Origin of the sequence: Pseudomonas shirazica (assembly GCF_015168335.1) — a bacterium.
Classification (GTDB): domain Bacteria; phylum Pseudomonadota; class Gammaproteobacteria; order Pseudomonadales; family Pseudomonadaceae; genus Aquipseudomonas; species Aquipseudomonas asiatica.
The window spans coordinates 3,974,442-3,993,821 of sequence record NZ_CP063456.1; the positions used below are offsets into that span (position 1 = coordinate 3,974,442).

General features: G+C 62.9%; 17 protein-coding genes. 1 reads left to right on the plus strand and 16 read right to left on the minus strand.

Annotated elements, in window-relative coordinates; translation table 11 throughout:
• Positions 1-61: 61 nt before the first annotated feature.
• Both fghA and IMX18_RS18385 read right to left on the minus strand, forming a co-directional pair.
• Complete coding sequence (fghA, locus tag IMX18_RS18380) at positions 62-916, minus strand: S-formylglutathione hydrolase (protein ID WP_054573190.1); 855 nt, start codon at positions 914-916, stop codon at positions 62-64.
• 8 nt (positions 917-924) lie between these two features.
• The gene (locus tag IMX18_RS18385) at positions 925-2,037 is read right to left on the minus strand and encodes an S-(hydroxymethyl)glutathione dehydrogenase/class III alcohol dehydrogenase (RefSeq protein WP_016712915.1); all 1,113 of its coding nucleotides are present in this window, start codon (positions 2,035-2,037) and stop codon (positions 925-927) included.
• 107 nt (positions 2,038-2,144) lie between these two features.
• Between IMX18_RS18385 and IMX18_RS18390 the strand changes: the two genes are divergently transcribed.
• The gene (locus IMX18_RS18390; protein WP_015269205.1) at positions 2,145-3,041 is read left to right on the plus strand and encodes a LysR substrate-binding domain-containing protein; all 897 of its coding nucleotides are present in this window, start codon (positions 2,145-2,147) and stop codon (positions 3,039-3,041) included.
• Positions 3,042-3,172: 131 nt separating this feature from the next.
• Here the strand turns inward: IMX18_RS18390 and ispD are convergent, their stop codons facing one another.
• From ispD to IMX18_RS18460, 14 genes are all read right to left on the minus strand, one after another.
• Entirely contained in the window at positions 3,173-3,880 is a 708-nt protein-coding gene (ispD, locus tag IMX18_RS18395; protein ID WP_015269204.1) for a 2-C-methyl-D-erythritol 4-phosphate cytidylyltransferase, read from the minus strand.
• Positions 3,877-4,158 (minus strand): cell division protein FtsB, encoded by a 282-nt coding sequence (gene ftsB, locus IMX18_RS18400; protein ID WP_004375443.1) that lies wholly within the window; start codon positions 4,156-4,158, stop codon positions 3,877-3,879. Before ftsB ends, ispD begins: the two co-directional genes overlap by 4 nt.
• A 168-nt stretch (positions 4,159-4,326) precedes the next feature.
• On the minus strand, positions 4,327-5,616 hold the full coding sequence (gene eno / locus IMX18_RS18405) for a phosphopyruvate hydratase (RefSeq protein ID WP_015269203.1): 1,290 nt from the start codon (positions 5,614-5,616) through the stop codon (positions 4,327-4,329).
• Positions 5,617-5,769: 153 nt separating this feature from the next.
• Complete coding sequence (gene kdsA / locus IMX18_RS18410; protein ID WP_025337985.1) at positions 5,770-6,615, minus strand: 3-deoxy-8-phosphooctulonate synthase; 846 nt, start codon at positions 6,613-6,615, stop codon at positions 5,770-5,772.
• A 3-nt stretch (positions 6,616-6,618) separates the two neighbouring features.
• Positions 6,619-8,247 carry a CTP synthase gene (locus IMX18_RS18415; protein ID WP_004375437.1) on the minus strand — a complete coding sequence of 543 codons (1,629 nt, stop codon included), beginning with the start codon at positions 8,245-8,247 and terminating at the stop codon, positions 6,619-6,621.
• A gap of 269 nt (positions 8,248-8,516) precedes the next feature.
• Positions 8,517-9,800 carry a tRNA lysidine(34) synthetase TilS gene (gene tilS / locus IMX18_RS18420; RefSeq protein WP_100412977.1) on the minus strand — a complete coding sequence of 428 codons (1,284 nt, stop codon included), beginning with the start codon at positions 9,798-9,800 and terminating at the stop codon, positions 8,517-8,519.
• Positions 9,801-9,939: 139 nt separating this feature from the next.
• The gene (gene accA / locus IMX18_RS18425; RefSeq protein ID WP_015269200.1) at positions 9,940-10,887 is read right to left on the minus strand and encodes an acetyl-CoA carboxylase carboxyl transferase subunit alpha; all 948 of its coding nucleotides are present in this window, start codon (positions 10,885-10,887) and stop codon (positions 9,940-9,942) included.
• 106 nt (positions 10,888-10,993) lie between these two features.
• A complete protein-coding gene (gene dnaE / locus IMX18_RS18430; protein WP_013971262.1) occupies positions 10,994-14,518 on the minus strand; it encodes a DNA polymerase III subunit alpha in 3,525 nt (1,174 codons plus the stop codon).
• A 187-nt stretch (positions 14,519-14,705) separates the two neighbouring features.
• Positions 14,706-15,329, minus strand: a complete 624-nt coding sequence (gene rnhB / locus IMX18_RS18435) for a ribonuclease HII (RefSeq protein ID WP_013971261.1) — start codon at positions 15,327-15,329, stop codon at positions 14,706-14,708.
• Position 15,330: 1 nt separating this feature from the next.
• Complete coding sequence (gene lpxB, locus IMX18_RS18440; RefSeq protein ID WP_061551307.1) at positions 15,331-16,458, minus strand: lipid-A-disaccharide synthase; 1,128 nt, start codon at positions 16,456-16,458, stop codon at positions 15,331-15,333.
• A gap of 1 nt (position 16,459) precedes the next feature.
• Complete coding sequence (gene lpxA, locus IMX18_RS18445) at positions 16,460-17,236, minus strand: acyl-ACP--UDP-N-acetylglucosamine O-acyltransferase (RefSeq protein ID WP_015269198.1); 777 nt, start codon at positions 17,234-17,236, stop codon at positions 16,460-16,462.
• Positions 17,233-17,673, minus strand: coding sequence for a 3-hydroxyacyl-ACP dehydratase FabZ (gene fabZ, locus IMX18_RS18450; RefSeq protein ID WP_004375427.1), 441 nt, complete (start codon positions 17,671-17,673; stop codon positions 17,233-17,235). The genes lpxA and fabZ overlap by 4 nt, the downstream gene beginning before the upstream one ends.
• A gap of 114 nt (positions 17,674-17,787) precedes the next feature.
• The gene (gene lpxD, locus IMX18_RS18455) at positions 17,788-18,843 is read right to left on the minus strand and encodes a UDP-3-O-(3-hydroxymyristoyl)glucosamine N-acyltransferase (protein WP_217190058.1); all 1,056 of its coding nucleotides are present in this window, start codon (positions 18,841-18,843) and stop codon (positions 17,788-17,790) included.
• A gap of 1 nt (position 18,844) precedes the next feature.
• Complete coding sequence (locus IMX18_RS18460) at positions 18,845-19,348, minus strand: OmpH/Skp family outer membrane protein (protein ID WP_015269197.1); 504 nt, start codon at positions 19,346-19,348, stop codon at positions 18,845-18,847.
• Positions 19,349-19,380: the final 32 nt, after the last annotated feature.

The following is a 19,380-nucleotide window of genomic DNA, read 5'->3' on the forward strand; positions in this document are numbered from 1 at the left end:
TCTGCTTCGCAGCCCATTCGCAGCACAAGGCTGCTCCTACAGGCGATCGCGCAGCTACGCCTCACACCCGCCCCAAGGCCACCGCATGATGACGCAGATGCTCCTCGATGAAGCTGGCGATGAAGTAGTAGCTGTGGTCATAGCCAGGCTGCAGGCGCAGGGTCAGTTCATGCCCCCCTTTGCGTGCCGCCTGCTCCAGCGCTTCAGGCTTGAGCTGCTTTTCGAGGAAGTCGTCACGGTCGCCCTGGTCCACCAGCAACGGCGGGCATTCGCCGGCCGGAGCCTCGGCCAGCAGCACGCTGGCATCCCACTCGCGCCAGCGCGCACGGTCTTCACCCAGGTAGCGGCTGAAGGCTTTCTCGCCCCACGGGCAATCCATCGGGTTGCTGATCGGCGAGAACGCCGACACCGAGCGGTAGCGCCCCGGGTTGCGCAAGGCGCACACCAGCGCGCCATGCCCACCCATGGAGTGGCCACTGATGCTGCGCTCGCCCGAAGCCGGGAAGTGCGCCTCGATCAACGCGGGCAACTCCTCCACCACATAGTCGTGCATGCGGTAGTGCTGGGCCCAGGGCTGCTGAGTGGCATTGAGGTAGAAGCCAGCACCCAGGCCGAAGTCCCAGGCACCGTCCGGGTCGCCCGGCACCTGCTCGCCACGCGGGCTGGTGTCGGGGGCGACGATGATCAACCCAAGCTCCGCGGCTAGGCGCTGGGCGCCGGCCTTCTGCATGAAGTTCTCGTCGGTGCAGGTTAGGCCGCTGAGCCAATACAGCACCGGCAGCTTTTCGCCCTGTTCGGCCTGCGGCGGCAGGTAGACGGCGAACACCATGTCGCAACCCAGCACCTTGGAGTGATGCCGGTAACGCTTGTGCCAGCCGCCGAAGCTCTTCTGGCAGGAGATGTTATCCAGGCTCATGGCAAACCTCAGAAGTGGATGACGCTGCGGATGCTCTTGCCTTCATGCATCAGGTCGAAGGCCTTGTTGATGTCTTCCAGGCCCATGGTGTGGGTGATGAAGGTATCCAGCGGGATCTCGCCCTTCTCGGACATTTCCACGTAGCTCGGCAGCTCGCTGCGACCACGCACGCCACCGAACGCCGAACCACGCCATACACGGCCGGTGACCAGCTGGAACGGACGAGTGGCGATTTCCTGGCCGGCGCCGGCCACGCCGATGATCACCGACTCGCCCCAGCCCTTGTGGCAGCATTCCAGCGCAGCACGCATCAGCTGCACGTTGCCGATGCACTCGAAGGAGAAGTCCACGCCGCCGTCGGTGAGGTCGACGATCACTTCCTGGATCGGGCGGTCGTAGTCTTTCGGGTTGATGCAGTCGGTGGCACCCAGCTGGCGGGCGATTTCGAATTTGGCCGGGTTGATGTCGATGGCAATGATGCGCGACGCCTTGGCCTTGACCGCACCGATCACTGCCGACAGGCCGATGCCGCCCAGGCCGAAGATGGCCACGGTGTCACCCGGCTTGACCTTGGCGGTGTTGAGCACCGCGCCGATACCGGTGGTGACGCCACAACCCAGCAGGCAGACCTTTTCCAGCGGCGCTTCTTTCTGGATCTTGGCCACGGAGATTTCCGGCAGCACGGTGTACTCGGAGAAGGTCGAGGTACCCATGTAGTGGAACAGTTGCTGGCCTTTGTAGGAGAAGCGCGTGGTGCCGTCCGGCATCAGGCCCTTGCCCTGGGTGGCGCGGATGGCCTGGCAAAGGTTGGTCTTGCCCGAGAGGCAGAACTTGCACTTGCCGCATTCCGGGGTGTACAGCGGAATGACGTGGTCACCGACGGCGACCGAGGTGACCCCCTCGCCTACCGCCTCGACGATCGCGCCACCTTCGTGACCGAGGATCGACGGGAAGATGCCCTCCGGGTCGGCGCCCGACAGGGTGTAGGCGTCGGTGTGGCAGACACCGCTGGCGACCACCCGCAGCAGCACTTCACCGGCCTTGGGCATGGCCACGTCGACTTCGACGATTTCCAGGGGTTTCTTGGCTTCGAAAGCTACGGCAGCACGGGACTTGATCATCAAAGGTCTCCAGACAGAGTGTCGATTCAGTCTGGCAGTGTAATTCACCGACTTTTGATGAATAATCAGGCCAGAGACAAAACATTATTGCCATACAGGGATAATCAATGAGCAGCCGCTGGGAAGGCATCGACGAGTTCGTCGCCGTGGCCGAGTCGGGCCAGTTCACCGCGGCCGCAGAGCGCCTGGGGGTTTCCTCGTCGCACATCAGCCGGCAGATCGCCCGGCTGGAGGAACGGCTGCAGACGCGCCTGCTGTACCGCAGCACCCGGCGGGTGACCCTGAGCGAGGCCGGGCAGACATTCCTGCAGCACTGCCAGCGCCTGCAGGATGGCCGCGAGGAAGCTCTACGCGCCATGGGCGATCTGGCCAGCGAGCCCAAGGGGCTGCTGCGCATGACCTGCGCGGTGGCCTACGGCGAGCGTTTCATCGTGCCGCTGGTGACGCGGTTCATGGCGCTTTACCCGCAGCTGCGGGTGGATGTGGAACTGAGCAACCATACCCTCGACCTGGTGCATGAAGGCATGGACCTGGCCATCCGCCTGGGCCGGCTGGCCGACTCACGACTGGTGGCAACCCGCCTGGCACCCCGGCGCATGTACCTGTGCGCTTCGCCGGCCTACCTGGAACGTTATGGTCGGCCGCACAGCCTGTCGGAACTGGCGCGGCACAACTGCCTGGTAGGCAGTTCGGATTTGTGGGCGCTGCAGCAGGACGGCCGCGAGATCAGCCAGCGAGTCCAGGGCAACTGGCGTTGCAACAGCGGGCAGGCGGTGCTGGACGCGGCGCTGCAGGGGATGGGGTTGTGCCAGTTGCCGGATTACTACGTGCTGGAGCACTTGAACAGTGGTGCGCTGGTGTCGTTGCTTGAGGCGCACCAGCCACCGAATACCGCGGTGTGGGCGCTGTATCCGCAGCAGCGGCACCTGTCGCCGAAGGTTCGGCGGCTGGTGGATTACCTGAAAGAAGGGTTGGCGGGGTTGCCGGAGTATCGCTTGAACTGAAACCTTGTGCTGGCTGGTCTGGCCTCTTCGCGGGTAAACCCGCTCCCACAGGTACAGCGCAAACCTGAAGGGATGTGCGATACCTGTGGGAGCGGGTTTACCCGCGAAGAGGCCGGCACAGGGCAAGAAATTCAGCGGCGCCCTGCCCAACGCTGGCGCAACCACTCCAAGTCTTCCGGCCGGGTCACCTTGATGTTGTCGCTGCGCCCTTCGACCAGCCGCGGCGCCTGGCCGGACCACTCGATGGCAGAGGACTCGTCGGTCACCAGCACATCCGACACAAGGCACTCGGCCAGTGCCCGATGCAACGCCCCCAGGCGGAACATCTGCGGCGTATAGGCCTGCCAGATGGTGCTGCGGTCGACGGTAGCGCCCACCCGACCATCGGCATCGGCCCGCTTGAGGGTATCGCGCGCCGGCACCGCCAGCAGGCCACCCACCGGGTCGCCTGCCAGCTCCGACAACAGCTTGTCCAGATCGCTGCGCGCCAGGTTTGGTCGCGCGGCATCATGCACAAGCACCCAGTCGCTGTCCGCCGCCCCTTGAGCATGCAGCATCAGCAATGCATTGAGCACCGAGTCGGCACGCTCGCGGCCACCCGCGGCGCGCTGGATGCGCGGGTCGCTGGCGCAGCGCAGGCGAGGCCAGTACGGGTCATCTTCGGCAATGCTGACCACCACGCCCTTGAGCATCGGGTGGCCAAGAAAACAGTCGAGGCTGTGCTCGAGAATGGTCTGCCCGGCCAGCTCCAGATACTGCTTAGGGCGGTCGGCAGCCATGCGGGCACCTACGCCCGCAGCAGGAATCACAGCCCAGAAGGCCGGTAAGGTTTCGATCATTTCTGTGGCAACTGGAAGAGGGTTTCGCCCTCTTTGACCATCCCCAATTCGTGGCGAGCCCGCTCTTCAACGGTCTCCATGCCTTTTTTCAGCTCCAGCACTTCGGCATCGAGCACGCGGTTGCGCTCGAGCAAGCGCTCGTTTTCGGCATGCTGCTCGGCAATCTGCTGCTTCAGCTCGGTCACTTGCGCCAGGCTGCCATTACCCACCCACAGGCGGTACTGCAGGCCACCCAGCAGCAGGAGCAGGACGAGGAACAACCAATAGGGACTGCGCATCACGTTATCCAGGTTAAAAAGGCTGCCGGGTACTTTTTACTTCGGGGCCTCGAATAGCACGAAGCCTGGCCGAGGCCAGGCTTCGTCGACAGAAACCCGTTGGAATGTAGGAAAGAACAGTACGAACGTTCCTACAACTCCGGCTGCTGTCTTTTTACCATCTCTTGCTTAGCCGCGAAACTCGGCACGACCGCGGTAAACCGCTTTGGCACCCAGTTGCTCTTCGATGCGCAGCAGCTGGTTGTACTTGGAAACGCGGTCGGAACGGCACAGCGAACCAGTCTTGATCTGGCCAGCAGCAGTACCCACGGCCAGGTCGGCAATGGTCGAGTCTTCGGTTTCACCGGAACGGTGCGAAATCACCGCGGTGTAGCCAGCAGCCTTGGCCATCTGGATGGCTTCCAGGGTTTCGGTCAGCGAGCCGATCTGGTTGAACTTGATCAGGATCGAGTTACCGATGCCCTTCTCGATGCCTTCCTTGAGGATCTTGGTGTTGGTCACGAACAGGTCGTCGCCAACCAGCTGCACCTTGGTGCCGATCTTGTCGGTGAGGATCTTCCAGCCAGCCCAGTCGGACTCGTCCAGGCCGTCTTCGATCGAGATGATCGGGAAGCGCTCGGTCAGGCCTTTCAGGTACTCGGCAAAGCCTTCGGCGTCGAACGACTTGCCTTCGCCGGACAGGTTGTACTTGCCGTCTTCGTAGAACTCGGAAGCCGCGCAGTCCAGGGCCAGGGTCACGTCGGTGCCCAGCTTGTAGCCGGCTTTCTCGACAGCTTCGGCGATGGCGCCCAGGGCGTCTTCGTTGGAAGCCAGGTTAGGGGCGAAACCACCTTCGTCACCAACGGCGGTGTTCAGACCACGGGCCTTGAGCACGGCTTTGAGGTGGTGGAAGATTTCGGTACCCATGCGCAGGCCGTCGGAGAAGGTCTTGGCGCCAACCGGCTGTACCATGAACTCCTGGATGTCGACGTTGTTGTCGGCGTGCTCGCCACCGTTGATGATGTTCATCATCGGTACCGGCATCGAGTACTGGCCAGGGGTGCCGTTCAGGTTGGCGATGTGCGCGTACAGCGGCAGGTCCTGGTCCTGGGCAGCGGCCTTGGCGGCAGCCAGGGAAACGGCCAGGATGGCGTTGGCGCCCAGCTTGGCCTTGTTCTCGGTACCGTCCAGCTCGATCATGGCGCGGTCCAGGGCCTTCTGGTCGGCAGGGTCCTTGCCCAGCAGCAGGTCACGGATCGGGCCGTTGATGTTGGCGACGGCCTTCAGCACGCCCTTGCCCAGGTAACGGCTCTTGTCGCCATCACGCAGCTCCAGCGCTTCGCGCGAGCCAGTGGAAGCACCGGACGGCGCGCAAGCGCTGCCGATGATGCCGTTGTCGAGCAGTACATCGGCTTCCACGGTGGGGTTGCCACGCGAATCGAGAACTTCACGACCTTTGATGTCGACGATTTTTGCCATTGTTGTAAGCACTCCAGAATTGACGAAAACAACTTAGCTTAGGAAATTCTTGCCGTTCACCGGGCGGACTTGCAGTGGGCAGGCCGGGTGAAGGGAACCCCTGACCGACTGGTCAGGGGTGGATCGGACGGTACTTTACCCGAGAATTGAGCTTTACGCGGTTTCTACCGTCGGAAAACTTTTCACCAGGTCGTCCAGTTGCTTGAGCTGGGCCAGGAATGGCTCCAGTTTGTCCAGGCGCAGGGCACATGGGCCATCGCACTTGGCGTTGTCCGGATCGGGGTGTGCTTCGAGGAACAGCCCTGCCAGGCCTTGGCTCATGCCGGCCTTGGCCAGGTCGGTGACCTGGGCGCGGCGACCACCGGCGGAATCGGCGCGACCACCCGGCATCTGCAGGGCGTGGGTCACGTCGAAGAACACCGGGTACTCGAACTGCTTCATGATGCCGAAGCCGAGCATGTCCACCACCAGGTTGTTGTAGCCGAAGCTCGAACCACGCTCGCAGAGAATCAACTGGTCGTTACCGGCTTCTTCGCACTTGGTCAGGATGTGTTTCATTTCCTGGGGCGCGAGGAACTGGGCCTTCTTGATGTTGATCACTGCGCCGGTCTTGGCCATGGCCACCACCAGGTCGGTCTGCCGCGACAGGAAGGCCGGCAGCTGGATGATGTCGCACACCTTGGCTACAGGCTCGGCCTGGTAAGGCTCGTGCACGTCGGTGATGACCGGCACGTTGAAGGTGCGCTTGATCTCTTCGAAGATCTTCAGCCCCTCTTCCATGCCCGGGCCACGGTACGAGGTCACCGACGAACGGTTGGCCTTGTCGAAGCTGGCCTTGAACACGTACGGGATACCGAGCTTCTCGGTCACCCGCACGTACTCTTCGCAGACCTTCATTGCCAGGTCACGGGACTCCAGGACGTTCATGCCGCCGAACAGGACGAACGGCTTGTCGTTGGCTATCTCGATGTTACCGACGCGAATGATCTTCTGGGTCATTGATCAGGCCTTGTTCTTCTGAGCCAGGGCTGCCTTGACGAAGCCGCTGAACAGCGGGTGGCCGTCACGCGGGGTCGAGGTGAATTCCGGGTGGAACTGGCAGGCGACGAACCATGGGTGGTCCTTGGACTCCACCACTTCCACCAGCGCGCCGTCTTCAGAGCGGCCGGAAACCACCAGGCCGGCATCGATCAGTTGCGGCAGCAGGTTGTTGTTCACTTCGTAGCGATGGCGGTGACGCTCGGTGATCACGTCCTTGCCGTAGCAATCGTGCACCTTGGAACCGGCCGCCAGCTGGCAGTCCTGTGCGCCCAGACGCATGGTACCGCCCAGGTCGGAGGCTTCGCTGCGGGTTTCGACGGCACCGGTGGCATCGGCCCACTCGGTGATCAGGCCGACTACCGGGTGGCCGCTGTTGCGGTCGAACTCGGTGGAGTTGGCGTCCTTCCAGCCCATCACGTTACGGGCGAATTCGATCACGGCCACCTGCATGCCCAGGCAGATACCCAGGTACGGCACCTTGTTCTCACGGGCGTATTGCACCGCGGTGATCTTGCCTTCCACGCCTCGCAGGCCGAAACCGCCCGGCACCAGGATGGCATCGGCGCCTTCGAGCAGGCTGGTGCCCTGGTTCTCGATGTCTTCCGAGTCGATGTAGCGCAGGTTGACCTTGGTGCGGTTGGTGATGCCGGCGTGGCTCATCGCTTCGATCAGCGACTTGTACGCATCCAGCAGTTCCATGTACTTGCCGACCATGGCGATGGTCACTTCGTGCTCAGGGTTGAGCTTGGCATCGACCACCTTGTCCCACTCGGACAGGTCGGCGCCATTGCACTGCAGGCCGAAACGCTCGACGACGAAATCGTCCAGGCCCTGTGCGTGCAGCACGCCCGGGATCTTGTAGATGGTGTCGACGTCTTCCAGCGAGATCACCGCACGCTCTTCAACGTTGGTGAACAGCGCGATCTTGCGACGCGACGAGGCATCGACCGGGTGGTCGGAGCGGCAGATCAGCACGTCAGGCTGCAGGCCGATGGAGCGCAGCTCCTTGACCGAGTGCTGGGTCGGCTTGGTCTTGGTCTCGCCAGCGGTGGCGATGTACGGGACCAGGGTCAGGTGCATCAGCATGGCGCGCTTGGAGCCCACTTCGACGCGCAGCTGGCGGATGGCTTCGAGGAACGGCTGCGACTCGATGTCACCCACGGTACCGCCGATTTCCACCAGGGCCACGTCGGCATCGCCGGCGCCCTTGATGATGCGACGCTTGATTTCGTCGGTAATGTGCGGGATGACCTGGATGGTCGCGCCCAGGTAGTCACCACGACGTTCCTTGCGCAGTACGTGCTCGTAGATGCGGCCGGTGGTGAAGTTGTTGTTCTGGGTCATGGTGGTGCGGATGAACCGCTCGTAGTGGCCCAGGTCGAGGTCGGTCTCGGCGCCATCGTGGGTGACGAACACTTCACCGTGCTGGAACGGGCTCATGGTGCCCGGATCGACGTTGATGTACGGATCCAGCTTGAGCATGGTGACCTTCAGGCCCCGCGCTTCCAGGATGGCCGCCAGGGAAGCCGAGGCAATGCCTTTCCCCAATGAAGAAACAACACCGCCCGTGACGAATATGTAGCGCGTCATGAAAAACCCTAGAAGTCTGCGTTAAGGCGGCCAGCGCCGCCGGAGAAAGCGAAGGAAGGCCGAAGCCCCCGATCACCTGCGTCAATCACAGTGCATCTCGAAAAACTGCCGCGTCTGTACAGACCAGGGGTATCCCCGGCATGGAGCTCGCTCGTCATTTCCAGAATCAGCCCAGCAAAAAACTGCTTGGTAATCGGCAACTCCTGTGTTTTCGCGGAACCCACAGAAGCTGTATCAAGAAGGGAGGGTAGTCTACCCGAATGTACCCTTCAGCTCAAACCTTGCGCGTTCGTCGGCAACTGCCAGGACAGCTGGCAATCAGCCTGCACCAGCCCGGGCAGGTTGGCCACCGCCAGCAAGCGTTCGCCCTGGTACAGCAGTGGCAGGCGCGGGCGCAGGAAAAGCGGCACCTGCAGTTCGTTTAACAGGCGCTTGAGGTCGCGTCGGCCGCGGCCGGGGACATCCAGCACTTCACCGCCCTGGCGGTAGGCAATACGCAAGCCGTCCAGCGGCGCTGCGCCAACAAGACGCACCCTGCCGTTACCCGGCAACAGCAAAGGCTTGGCGGGATCGGCCCAGGGCAGTTCGCCGACGGGCAGCTGCAGCCAGTCACCACTCAACCACCAGATGCGGCCATGACTGCGCAGCAACTGCCCATCGGCAAGTTGCCAGGCGGGCCGGGCATCGGCCGCGGCATCGCGCAGGTCCGCCCAGCCGGCCCAGTGTCGGGTGTCGGGCAGCCGGGTACGGTGGCTCAGCCAGTACTGCAGGGCATTGCGCTGACGGGCCGGCGACAGCGCCACCAGGGTAGCCAGGTCGAGGGAGTCCAGCCCCGGCCAAGCCAGCGGCGCGCCCTCCCCGGCGAGCGCCAGGTCGTCCTGGGCAAGCTCGTCCAGCAGGCCTTGGGCTTCGCCCAGGTGCTCGGCGGCGCGGGCCAGGTTCTGGCTGGCCTGCGGCCAACGTTGCTGAAGCAGCGGAAACACTTCGCTGCGCAGGTAATTGCGGGCAAATTGTGTGTCAGCGTTTGAGGGATCTTCGATCCAGGCCAGCCCATTGACCTGGGCGTGGTCCTGCAGTTGCTGGCGGGAACAGCCCAGCAATGGCCTGACCAGGCTGCCCTGCCCTAGAGCCCGCTGCCCCGGCATTGCAGCCATGCCACGCAGGCCTGCGCCGCGCAGCAGGCGGAACAGCAGGGTTTCGGCCTGGTCGTCGCGGTGCTGGCCGGTGAACAGGATGTCGCCTGGGCCGAGCGCTTGCCTGAAGGCAGCATAGCGGGCGTCGCGGGCGGCCTGTTCGAGGCTGGCGCCGGGGGTGACCTGGACATGGATGACCTGGAGTTCGATGCCGAGATTGTCGCAGACGGTTTGGCAGTGGGCGGGCCAGGCATCGGCGGCGGGTTGCAGGCCGTGGTGGACGTGGATGGCGCGCAATGGAGGGGATGCGTGATTGCGGGCGTAGTCGGCCAGCAGGTGCAGGAGGACGGTGGAATCGAGGCCGCCGGAGAAGGCGATGTACCAGGCTGGGGCGTTGAGCCAGGGGGTGAGGTTGATCATCGGGGCCTCACATGGCTTGAGATTGCCGGGGGTGCTTTGCACCCCTTTCGCGACACAAGGCCGCTCCTACAGGATTACGCGATCCCCTGTAGGAGCGGCCTTGTGTCGCGAAAGGGCCGCATAGCGGCCCCAGGGTGTCTCAGAGACCGTAGCTCATCAGGCGATCGTAACGGCGGGCCAGCAGCGCGTCATGGTCGAGCTTGCCGAGCATGTCCAGCTGCTGTACCAGGTCGGCACGGATGCTTTCCGACATCTTCGCCGGGTCACGGTGGGCGCCGCCCAGCGGCTCCTGGATGACCTTGTCGACGATGTTCAGGCTCTTCAGGCGCTCGGCGGTGATGCCCATGGCTTCGGCTGCGTCGGCTGCCTTGTCGGCAGTCTTCCACAGGATCGAGGCGCAGCCTTCCGGCGAGATCACCGAGTAGGTGGAGTACTGCAGCATGTTCAACTGGTCGCACACACCGATGGCCAGCGCACCGCCGGAACCACCCTCACCGATCACGGTGGCGATGATCGGGGTTTTCAGGCGCGCCATCACGCGCAGGTTCCAGGCGATGGCCTCGCTCTGGTTGCGCTCTTCGGCGTCGATGCCCGGGTAGGCGCCCGGGGTGTCGATGAAGGTCAGGATCGGCATCTTGAAGCGCTCGGCCATTTCCATCAGGCGGCAGGCCTTGCGGTAGCCTTCAGGGCGCGGCATGCCGAAGTTGCGGCGTACCTTCTCGCGCACTTCGCGGCCCTTCTGGTGACCGATGACCATGACCGGCTTGCCATCCAGGCGCGCGGTACCACCGACGATGGCAGCGTCGTCGGAGAAGTGGCGGTCGCCGTGCAGCTCTTCGAACTCGGTGAAGATGTGCTCCAGGTAGTCCAGGGTGTAAGGACGACGCGGATGACGAGCCAGGCGGGCGATCTGCCAGCTGGTCAGGTTGCCGAAGATGCTTTCGGTCAGGGTGTTGCTCTTGTCTTGCAGACGGGCAATTTCATCGCTGATGTTCAGCGAGTTGTCGTTGCCTACCAGGCGCAGGCCTTCGATCTTGGCTTGCAGGTCGGCAATCGGCTGTTCGAAATCGAGAAAATTCGGGTTCATAGTCATCCGTCTTGGGTCTACGGCCAGGCGGCCGGCCGGTTGATCCGTTTGGCGCCCTACCTTAAGGGATCAGGCGCATTCAGGTCGAGATTAAATTTTTGTCGGTTCAACGATATTGCAGGAAGACGTTCTCACGCCCGAACTGGTCACGCAGCGCCTGAATCAGCCCATCGGCCGGGTCGATAGCCCACTGCTCGCCGAACTGCAGCATGGCCTTGGCGTCGCTGCCGGTGTATTCGAGGGTGATCGGGCAAGCGCCGCGATGGCGGGTAATCAACTCGCCCAGCCACTTCAGCCGGTCGCCCTTGAGCGCTTCGTGTGCCACCTTCAGGCGCAGGCTCTCGGCCAGCTTGGTGCGCGCATCTTCCATGGTCATCACCTGCTTCACCCGCAGGCGCAGGCCACCGGAGAAATCGTCGTTGCTGACCTCGCCTTCGACAACCACCATGGCATCGGTCTGCAGCAAGGACTGTGCCGCCATGAAGGCATCGGCAAACAGCGACGCCTCGATGCGCCCGGAGCGGTCATCCAGGGTGACGAAGCCCATCTTGTCGCCCTTCTTGTTCTTCATCACCCGCAGGGCAATGATCATGCCGGCGATGGTCTGGGTATCGCGTGACGGCTTGAGGTCGATGATGCGCTGGCGGGCGAAGCGGCGGATCTCGGTCTCGTACTCGTCGATCGGGTGGCCGGTGAGGTACAGGCCAAGGGTGTCCTTTTCGCCCTTCAGGCGTTCCTTGAGGGTCAGTTCGCGCACCTTGCGGTGGTTGGCGTAGACGTCGGCATCCGCCTCTTCGAACATGCCGCCGAACAGGTCGACGTGGCCACTGTCAGCTGTGTGGGCGGCCTGCTCGGCAGCCTTGATGGCCTCGCCCAGCGCCGAGAGCAGGGTTGCACGGTTGATATCGATATTGGCGTGGTAGGCCTTGATCTCGTCATGGAAGTGCGGGCCCAGGCGGTCCAGCGCACCACTGCGGATCAGCGCGTCGAGGGTACGCTTGTTGACCCGTTTGAGGTCGATGCGCTCACAGAAGTCGAACAGGTCCTTGAACGGGCCACCCTGGGCGCGGGCCTCGACGATCGCCTCCACCGGGCCCTCGCCGACGCCCTTGATGGCGCCCAGGCCGTAGACGATGCGCCCGTCATTGTTGACGGTGAACTTGAAGTCGGAGAAGTTCACGTCGGGCGCGTCGAGGCGCAGCTTCATGCTGCGCACTTCCTCGACCAGCACCACCACCTTGTCGGTGTTGTGCATATCCGCCGACAACACCGCAGCCATGAACGGCGCCGGGTGGTGGGTTTTCAGCCATGCGGTCTGGTACGAAACCAGGCCATAGGCGGCGGAGTGGGATTTGTTGAAGCCGTAACCGGCGAACTTTTCCACCAGGTCGAAGATGTTACCAGCCAGGTCTGCATCGATATTGTTGTTGGCACAACCTTCAATGAAACCACCGCGCTGTTTGGCCATTTCCTCGGGCTTCTTCTTACCCATCGCACGGCGCAGCATGTCGGCGCCGCCGAGGGTATAGCCAGCCATCACCTGGGCGATCTGCATCACCTGTTCCTGGTACAGGATGATGCCGTAGGTCGGTGCCAGCACCGGCTTCAGGCCTTCGTACTGGTAGTCCGGATGGGGGTAGGCGAGCTCGGCGCGGCCGTGCTTGCGGTTGATGAAGTCGTCCACCATGCCCGACTGCAGCGGGCCTGGGCGGAACAGCGCCACCAGTGCGATAAGGTCTTCCAGGCAGTCGGGCTTGAGCTTCTTGATCAGCTCTTTCATGCCCCGCGATTCAAGCTGGAACACCGCCGTGGTTTCGGCCTTCTGCAACAGCTCGTAGGTCTTGCGGTCGTCCAGTGGGATGAAGTCGATGTTTACATCGGGCAGGTTCTTCTTGGCCTGCTCGCGGTTGATGATCTCCATCGCCCACTTGATGATGGTCAGGGTCCGCAGGCCGAGGAAGTCGAACTTCACCAGGCCGGCGGCCTCGACGTCATCCTTGTCGAACTGGGTTACCAGGCCGCCGCCCTCTTCATCACAGGCGATCGGCGAGAAGTCGGTGAGCTTGGTGGGGGCAATGACCACACCACCGGCGTGCTTGCCGGTACCGCGTGTCACGCCCTCGAGCTTCAGGGCCATGTCCCAGATTTCGCGGGCGTCTTCGTCACCCTTGAGGAAGTCGCGCAGGATCTCTTCCTGCTCGTAGGCCTTTTCCAGGGTCATGCCCACTTCGAACGGGATCATCTTCGACAGGCGGTCGGCCAGGCCGTAGGACTTGCCCTGTACCCGCGCCACGTCTCGCACCACCGCCTTCGCCGCCATGGTACCGAAGGTGATGATCTGGCTGACCGCGTTGCGGCCATAGGCTTCGGCCACATAGTCGATCACCCGGTCACGGCCATCCATGCAGAAGTCGACGTCGAAGTCGGGCATGGAAATACGTTCAGGGTTGAGGAAGCGCTCGAACAGCAGGTCGTAGGCCAGCGGGTCGAGGTCGGTGATCTTCAGTACGTAGGCCACCAGCGAGCCAGCACCCGACCCCCGGCCCGGGCCTACCGGCACACCGTTGTTCTTGGCCCACTTGATGAAGTCCATCACGATCAGGAAGTAACCGGGGAAGCCCATCTGGATGATGATGTCCAGTTCGAACTTCAGGCGGTCCAGGTAAACCTGGCGCTTCTCTTCGTAGTTGGGCGTGGTCTCTTTCGGCCACAGCACTGCCAGGCGCTCTTCCAGGCCTTCGTGGGACACATGCCGCAGGTAGTCATCGATGCCCATGCCATTGGGCGTGGGGAAGTCGGGCAGGAAGTATTTGCCCAGCTGCACCTGGATGTTGCAACGCTTGGCAATCTCGACGGTGTTGGCAATGGCGTCGGGCAGGTCGCTGAACAGTTCGGTCATTTCTTCGGCCGACTTCAGGTACTGCTGGTCGCTGTACATCCTTGGGCGGCGCGGGTCGTCAAGGGTCCAGCCCTCACCGATGCATACGCGGGTTTCGTGAGCATCGAAGTCCGATTGCTTGATGAAACGCACATCGTTGGTTGCCACCAGCGGAGCGCCGAACCTGTCGGCCAAGGCCACGGCGGCGTGCACATATTCCTCGTCGCGGGCGCGGTTGGTGCGCTGCACCTCGACATAGAAGCGCTCGGGGAACATCGCCATCCAGTCCTGCAGCAGGGCCTCGGCTTCATCTTGCCGCCCCGCCAGCAAGGCCATGCCGATGTCACCTTCCTTGCCTGCGGACAGGGCGATCAGGCCCTCGCTGGCCGGGGCGATCCATTCACGCTGAAGGATCACCAGGCCGTTGCGCTGGCCCTCGGTCCAGCCGCGCGAGATCAGCTCGGTGAGGTTGCGGTACCCCTTGGGGTTCATGGCCAGGAAGCAGATACGCGACAGCGGTGCTTCCGGGTCGGCAGCGGCCAGCCACAGGTCGGCGCCGCAGATCGGCTTGATGCCCGCGCCCATGGCAGTCTTGTAGAACTTTACCAGCGAGCACATGTTGCTCTGGTCGGTGATCGCCACTGCCGGCATGTTCATCCCGGCCAGCGCCTTGGCCAGCGGCTTGATCCGCACCAGGCCGTCGACCAGCGAGAATTCGGAGTGGACGCGCAGGTGAACGAAGGGAACCGACATGGAAGATCCTGTAGCAGTGCTGAACGACAAGGGCGGGATTGTAGCGTAAATGGGGATGTTTTTTGGGGCTGCTTCGCAGCCCTTCGCGGGCACGCCCGCTCCCAGAGGAATATCATCGCCCTCGGGAACGGCGCCATACCTGTGGGAGCGGGCGTGCCCGCGAAGGGCCGCAAGGCGGCCCCAGAGGTCAGATCAGGGAGTCGGTGACGCCTTCACGTGCGTCCCACGCAGCCCGCACCGGGGCAAAGGAGCGCCGATGAATGGGCGTAGGCCCCAACCGTGCCAGCGCCTCGAGGTGCACCGGGGTCGGGTACCCCTTGTGCCCACCAATGCCATAACCCGGGTAGATCAGCTCGAATGCGCTCATCTCCCGGTCACGGGTCACCTTGGCCAGGATCGACGCCGCCGCGATGGCCGGCACCTGGCTATCGCCCTTGACTACCGGCGACGCCGGTACGGCCAGTTTCGGGCAGCGGTTACCGTCGATCAGGGCCAGCTTCGGTGTAATGTGCAGGCCTTCCACCGCGCGCTGCATGGCCAGCATGGTCGCATGCAGGATGTTCAGGCGGTCGATTTCCTCGACCTCGGCACGCGCGATGCAGAAGCTCAAGGCCTTTTCGCAGATCTCGTCGAACAGCGCTTCGCGCTTGGCTTCGGTGAGTTTCTTCGAATCGTTCAGGCCGAGGATCGGGCGCGCCGGGTCGAGGATCACCGCCGCGGTCACGACTGCACCGCACAGCGGGCCACGGCCCACTTCGTCGACGCCCGCGACCAGGTCCTCGACCAGGTTGAAGTCCAGTCCAATTTGCATGTCAGCGGTCCTTGAGCAAGGCCAGTACCGCCTCAGCCGCCTGGTTGGAGGCGTCACGGCGAAGGGTGCGGTGAATTTCGTCGAAACTTTCGGTCTGCCGGCTGCCATCGGCTACCAGCGGAGCCAGGGTATTGGCCAGTGCTTCGCTGGTGGCGTCATCCTGCAGCAGCTCGGGTACCAGCGCACGCTGGGCCAGCAGGTTCGGCAATGAAACGTAGGGGCTCTTTACCAGGCGTTTGAGGATCCAGTAGGTCAGGGGCGCCAGGCGATAGGCCACAACCATCGGCCGCTTGTACAGCAGCGCTTCGAGGGTGGCAGTACCCGAGGCGATCAGCACCGCGTCACAGGCCGCCAAAGCCTGGTGCGACTGGCCATCGAGCAGGGTCAGCGGCAGCTTACGCCCTTCGAGCATCTGCTCGATCTGGGCACGCCGCGCGGCATTGGCACAGGGCAGTACGAAACGCACGCCCGGTACCTGCTGGCGCAGCCTTTGGGCAGCATCCAGGAACAGTGCCCCCAGGCGCCCTACTTCGCCGCCCCGGCTACCCGGCATCAACGCCACTACCGGCCCTTCGCCCAGGCCAAGCGCGGCACGCGCCGCAGGACGGTCGGCTTCTAGCGGGATGGTATCGGCCAACGGGTGGCCAACGAAGCGCACTGGCACGCCCTGCTCTTCATAGAACCGCGCCTCGAATGGCAACAGCGTCAGCATCAGGTCGCAGCCTTCGCGAATCTTCAGCACACGCTTCTGCCGCCAGGCCCATACCGACGGGCTGACGTAGTGCACGGTCTTGATCCCGGCCTGACGCAGTTTCAGTTCGATGTTGAGGGTGAAGTCGGGGGCATCGATGCCGATGAACACATCGGGCTTTTCGCCGATCAGGGTCTCGATCAGCAGCTTGCGCCGCTTGAGCAGCTCGCGCAGGCGCCCCAGCACTTCGACCAGGCCCATGACGGCCAGGCGCTCCATGGGGAAATAGGATTGCAGGCCTTCGGCTTCCATCAAGGGACCACCAACGCCGATGAACCGTACATCGGGGTGGCGTGCCTTGATGGCACGCATCAAGCCTGAACCGAGAATATCGCCGCTGGCCTCACCTGCGACCAAGGCTACGCAAAGCTGGGCCATGTCAGCGGGTGATGCCGCGGGCGGAGTTCACGATCGACTGGCGGAACAGATCGACCTCAGGGTGCTTCGCAGCCAGTTCGTCCAGCTCCTTGAGCGCGTCTTCGACGGTCAGGCCCTGGCGATAGACAATCTTGTAGCAACGGCGCAGCACATGGATCACCTCGTCGCTGAAACCCCGGCGGCGCATGCCTTCGAAGTTCATGCTGCGGGCTTCGGCCGGGCTGCCGAACACGGTGACGAAGGCTGGGACATCCTTGCCGATCGCCGTGCCCATGCCGGAAAACGCGTGGGCACCGATATGGCAGTACTGGTGCACCAGGGTGTAACCGGACAGGATCGCCCAATCCCCCACGTGCACATGGCCGGCCAAGGCCGTGTTGTTGACCAGGATGCAGTGGTTGCCGATAACGCTGTCGTGGCCGATGTGGGCATAGGCCATGATCAGGTTATGGTCACCGACGGTGGTTTCCGAACGGTCCTGGACGGTACCGCGGTGAATGGTCACCCCTTCGCGGATCACATTGTGGTCACCGATCACCAGGCGCGTCGGCTCACCCTTGTACTTGAGGTCCGGGGTGTCTTCGCCGATCGAGGAAAACTGAAAGATACGGTTGTGCTTGCCGATGCGGGTCGGCCCTTTGAGCACAACATGCGGGCCGATAACGGTGCCCTCCCCGATCTCCACATCAGGGCCAATGATCGACCAGGGGCCGACCTCGACACCATCGGCCAGCCTGGCCGAGGGGTCGATAATGGCCCGAGGATCAATCGAATTCATAGGGAGCGTTCCGCACAGGTGATTTCTGCCGAGCAAACCGGCTTGCCGTCGACCAGGGCGCGGCACTCGAATTTCCAGATCATGCTCTTGCGGCTGAGGAACTTCGCCTCCAGCACAAGCTGGTCACCCGGCAGTACCGGCTGACGGAAACGCAGCTTGTCGGAGCCGACGAAGTAGTACAGGGTGCCATCGGCCGGTTTGGCGTCGAGCATCTTGAAACCGAGGATACCCGCGGCCTGTGCCATGGCTTCGATGATCAGGACGCCCGGCATGATCGGGTGCGCCGGGAAATGGCCGTTGAAGAACGGCTCGTTGATGCTGACATTCTTGTAGGCACGAATGCTCTGGGCCTCGTAGTCCAGCTCCGTCACGCGGTCCACCAACAGGAACGGGTAACGGTGAGGCAGGTATTCGCGAATCTCGTTGATGTCCATCATTTCGGGGGGGAAGCCTGTAATAAGAATAGGGAGCGCAGGTGCTGACCACACGCTCCTTTTGCAGTCCAAAGAGGAGCCAGCTAGCGACTGTTCACTCTTGCTCAGGGAATGGTATCAGCCTTCTGATGTCGGCTGGCCACCTGAGGTCACGGTATCGACGCGTTTTTCCAGCTGCTGGAGACGCTTGGCCATGTCGTCCAGGTGGCGGATACGCGCGGCGCTCTTGCGCCATTCAGCCAGTGGCTGCATGGCAGTGCCGGAAGAATAGGCACCCGGTTCGGTGATCGAACGGGTCACCATGGTCATCCCGGACACGAAAACGTTATCACAGACATCGATATGACCCACCATGCCGACACCTCCGGCAATGGTGCAATGCTTGCCGATGCGCGTGCTGCCGGAAATCCCGACGCAGGCAGCCATGGCCGTGTGCTCACCGATCTGCACGTTGTGGGCGATCTGGATCTGGTTGTCGAGCTTGACCCCATCAGCGATGCGCGTATCCGACAGTGCCCCGCGATCGACCGCAGTGTTGACACCGATTTCCACGTCGTCGCCGATGGTAACACCACCGATCTGGGCAATTTTGCGCCACACGCCCTTCTCGTTGGCAAAACCGAAGCCTTCACCGCCAATCACGGCACCTGACTGGATGACCACACGCTTGCCGATGGTCACATCATGGTACAGGGTGACCCTCGGGGCCAGCCAGCCGCCCTCACCGATCACGCAACGGGCACCGACCACACAGTGTGCACCCACACTGACATTAGCCGCGATGCGCGCACCGCTTTCGATGACCGCGAACGGCCCGATGCTGGCACTGGCGTCCACCTGCGCGTCCTCGGCCACCACGGCGCTGGGATGAATACCCGCCACAGCCTTGGGTTTGGGGTCGAACAGGTGGGAGATGCGCGCATAGGCCAGATACGGGTCGGCGACGATCAGCGCATTGCCGGCAAAGCCTTCGGCGTCCGCCGCCTTCAGCAGCACCGCAGCCGCCTGGCTGCTATCCAGGAACTTGCGGTACTGCGGGTTGGCGAGGAAGCTCAACTGACCTGGGCCAGCCTCCTGCAAGGTGGCCAGCCCGGTAATCTGCAGCGCCTCGGGCCCCTTGAGAGTGGCGCCGAGGGCCTCGGCCAACTGGCCTAGCATCATGGTCACAGTCATATCAACGGGCTTGGTTCATGCGCTCGATGACCTGGCGGGTGATGTCGTACTGAGGCTTGACATCGATGACCGCGCCACGCTCGAGGACCAGGTCGTAACCACCCTTCTTGATCACTTCCTCGACAGCGCCATCCAGCTTCGGCTTCAGTTGCTTGAGCATGTCGCGGTCAGCAACGGCCTTGGCTTCGTTCAGTTCCTTGGACTGGAACTGGAAGTCACGGGCCTTCTGCTTGAACTCGAGTTCCAGGCGCTCGCGCTCCTGCTGCTGCATCTTGTCGCCGCCCTTGATCAGACGGTCCTGGATGCCCTTGGCGCTGCTTTCCAGGCTTTTCAGCTTGGTCAGTTGCGGGCCGAACTTCTTCTCGGCATCCACCGCGTATTTCTTGGCGGCGTCCGACTCCAGCAGGGCCATCTGATAGTTCAGGACGGCAACCTTCATTTCGGCGAAAGCCGGGGTGGCGACAAGCGCCGCGGCCACTACGGCCAGTTGGGTCAACTTACGCACGATGCACTCCTGGATAAACCGTTGTCATTAAG

Coding starts and splice junctions, on each gene's coding strand:
- dnaE (WP_013971262.1), bottom strand. CDS start 14,518: ATGTCGGTTCCCTTCGTTCACCTGCGCGTCCACTCCGAATTCTCGCTG.
- fabZ (WP_004375427.1), bottom strand. CDS start 17,673: ATGATGGACATCAACGAGATTCGCGAATACCTGCCTCACCGTTACCCG.
- IMX18_RS18415 (WP_004375437.1), bottom strand. CDS start 8,247: ATGACGCGCTACATATTCGTCACGGGCGGTGTTGTTTCTTCATTGGGG.
- fghA (WP_054573190.1), bottom strand. CDS start 916: ATGAGCCTGGATAACATCTCCTGCCAGAAGAGCTTCGGCGGCTGGCAC.
- lpxD (WP_217190058.1), bottom strand. CDS start 18,843: ATGACTGTGACCATGATGCTAGGCCAGTTGGCCGAGGCCCTCGGCGCC.
- accA (WP_015269200.1), bottom strand. CDS start 10,887: ATGAACCCGAATTTTCTCGATTTCGAACAGCCGATTGCCGACCTGCAA.
- lpxA (WP_015269198.1), bottom strand. CDS start 17,236: ATGAATTCGATTGATCCTCGGGCCATTATCGACCCCTCGGCCAGGCTG.
- tilS (WP_100412977.1), bottom strand. CDS start 9,800: ATGATCAACCTCACCCCCTGGCTCAACGCCCCAGCCTGGTACATCGCC.
- IMX18_RS18385 (WP_016712915.1), bottom strand. CDS start 2,037: ATGATCAAGTCCCGTGCTGCCGTAGCTTTCGAAGCCAAGAAACCCCTG.
- ispD (WP_015269204.1), bottom strand. CDS start 3,880: ATGATCGAAACCTTACCGGCCTTCTGGGCTGTGATTCCTGCTGCGGGC.
- lpxB (WP_061551307.1), bottom strand. CDS start 16,458: ATGGCCCAGCTTTGCGTAGCCTTGGTCGCAGGTGAGGCCAGCGGCGAT.
- eno (WP_015269203.1), bottom strand. CDS start 5,616: ATGGCAAAAATCGTCGACATCAAAGGTCGTGAAGTTCTCGATTCGCGT.
- ftsB (WP_004375443.1), bottom strand. CDS start 4,158: ATGCGCAGTCCCTATTGGTTGTTCCTCGTCCTGCTCCTGCTGCTGGGT.
- rnhB (WP_013971261.1), bottom strand. CDS start 15,329: ATGCAAATTGGACTGGACTTCAACCTGGTCGAGGACCTGGTCGCGGGC.
- kdsA (WP_025337985.1), bottom strand. CDS start 6,615: ATGACCCAGAAGATCATTCGCGTCGGTAACATCGAGATAGCCAACGAC.
- IMX18_RS18390 (WP_015269205.1), top strand. CDS start 2,145: ATGAGCAGCCGCTGGGAAGGCATCGACGAGTTCGTCGCCGTGGCCGAG.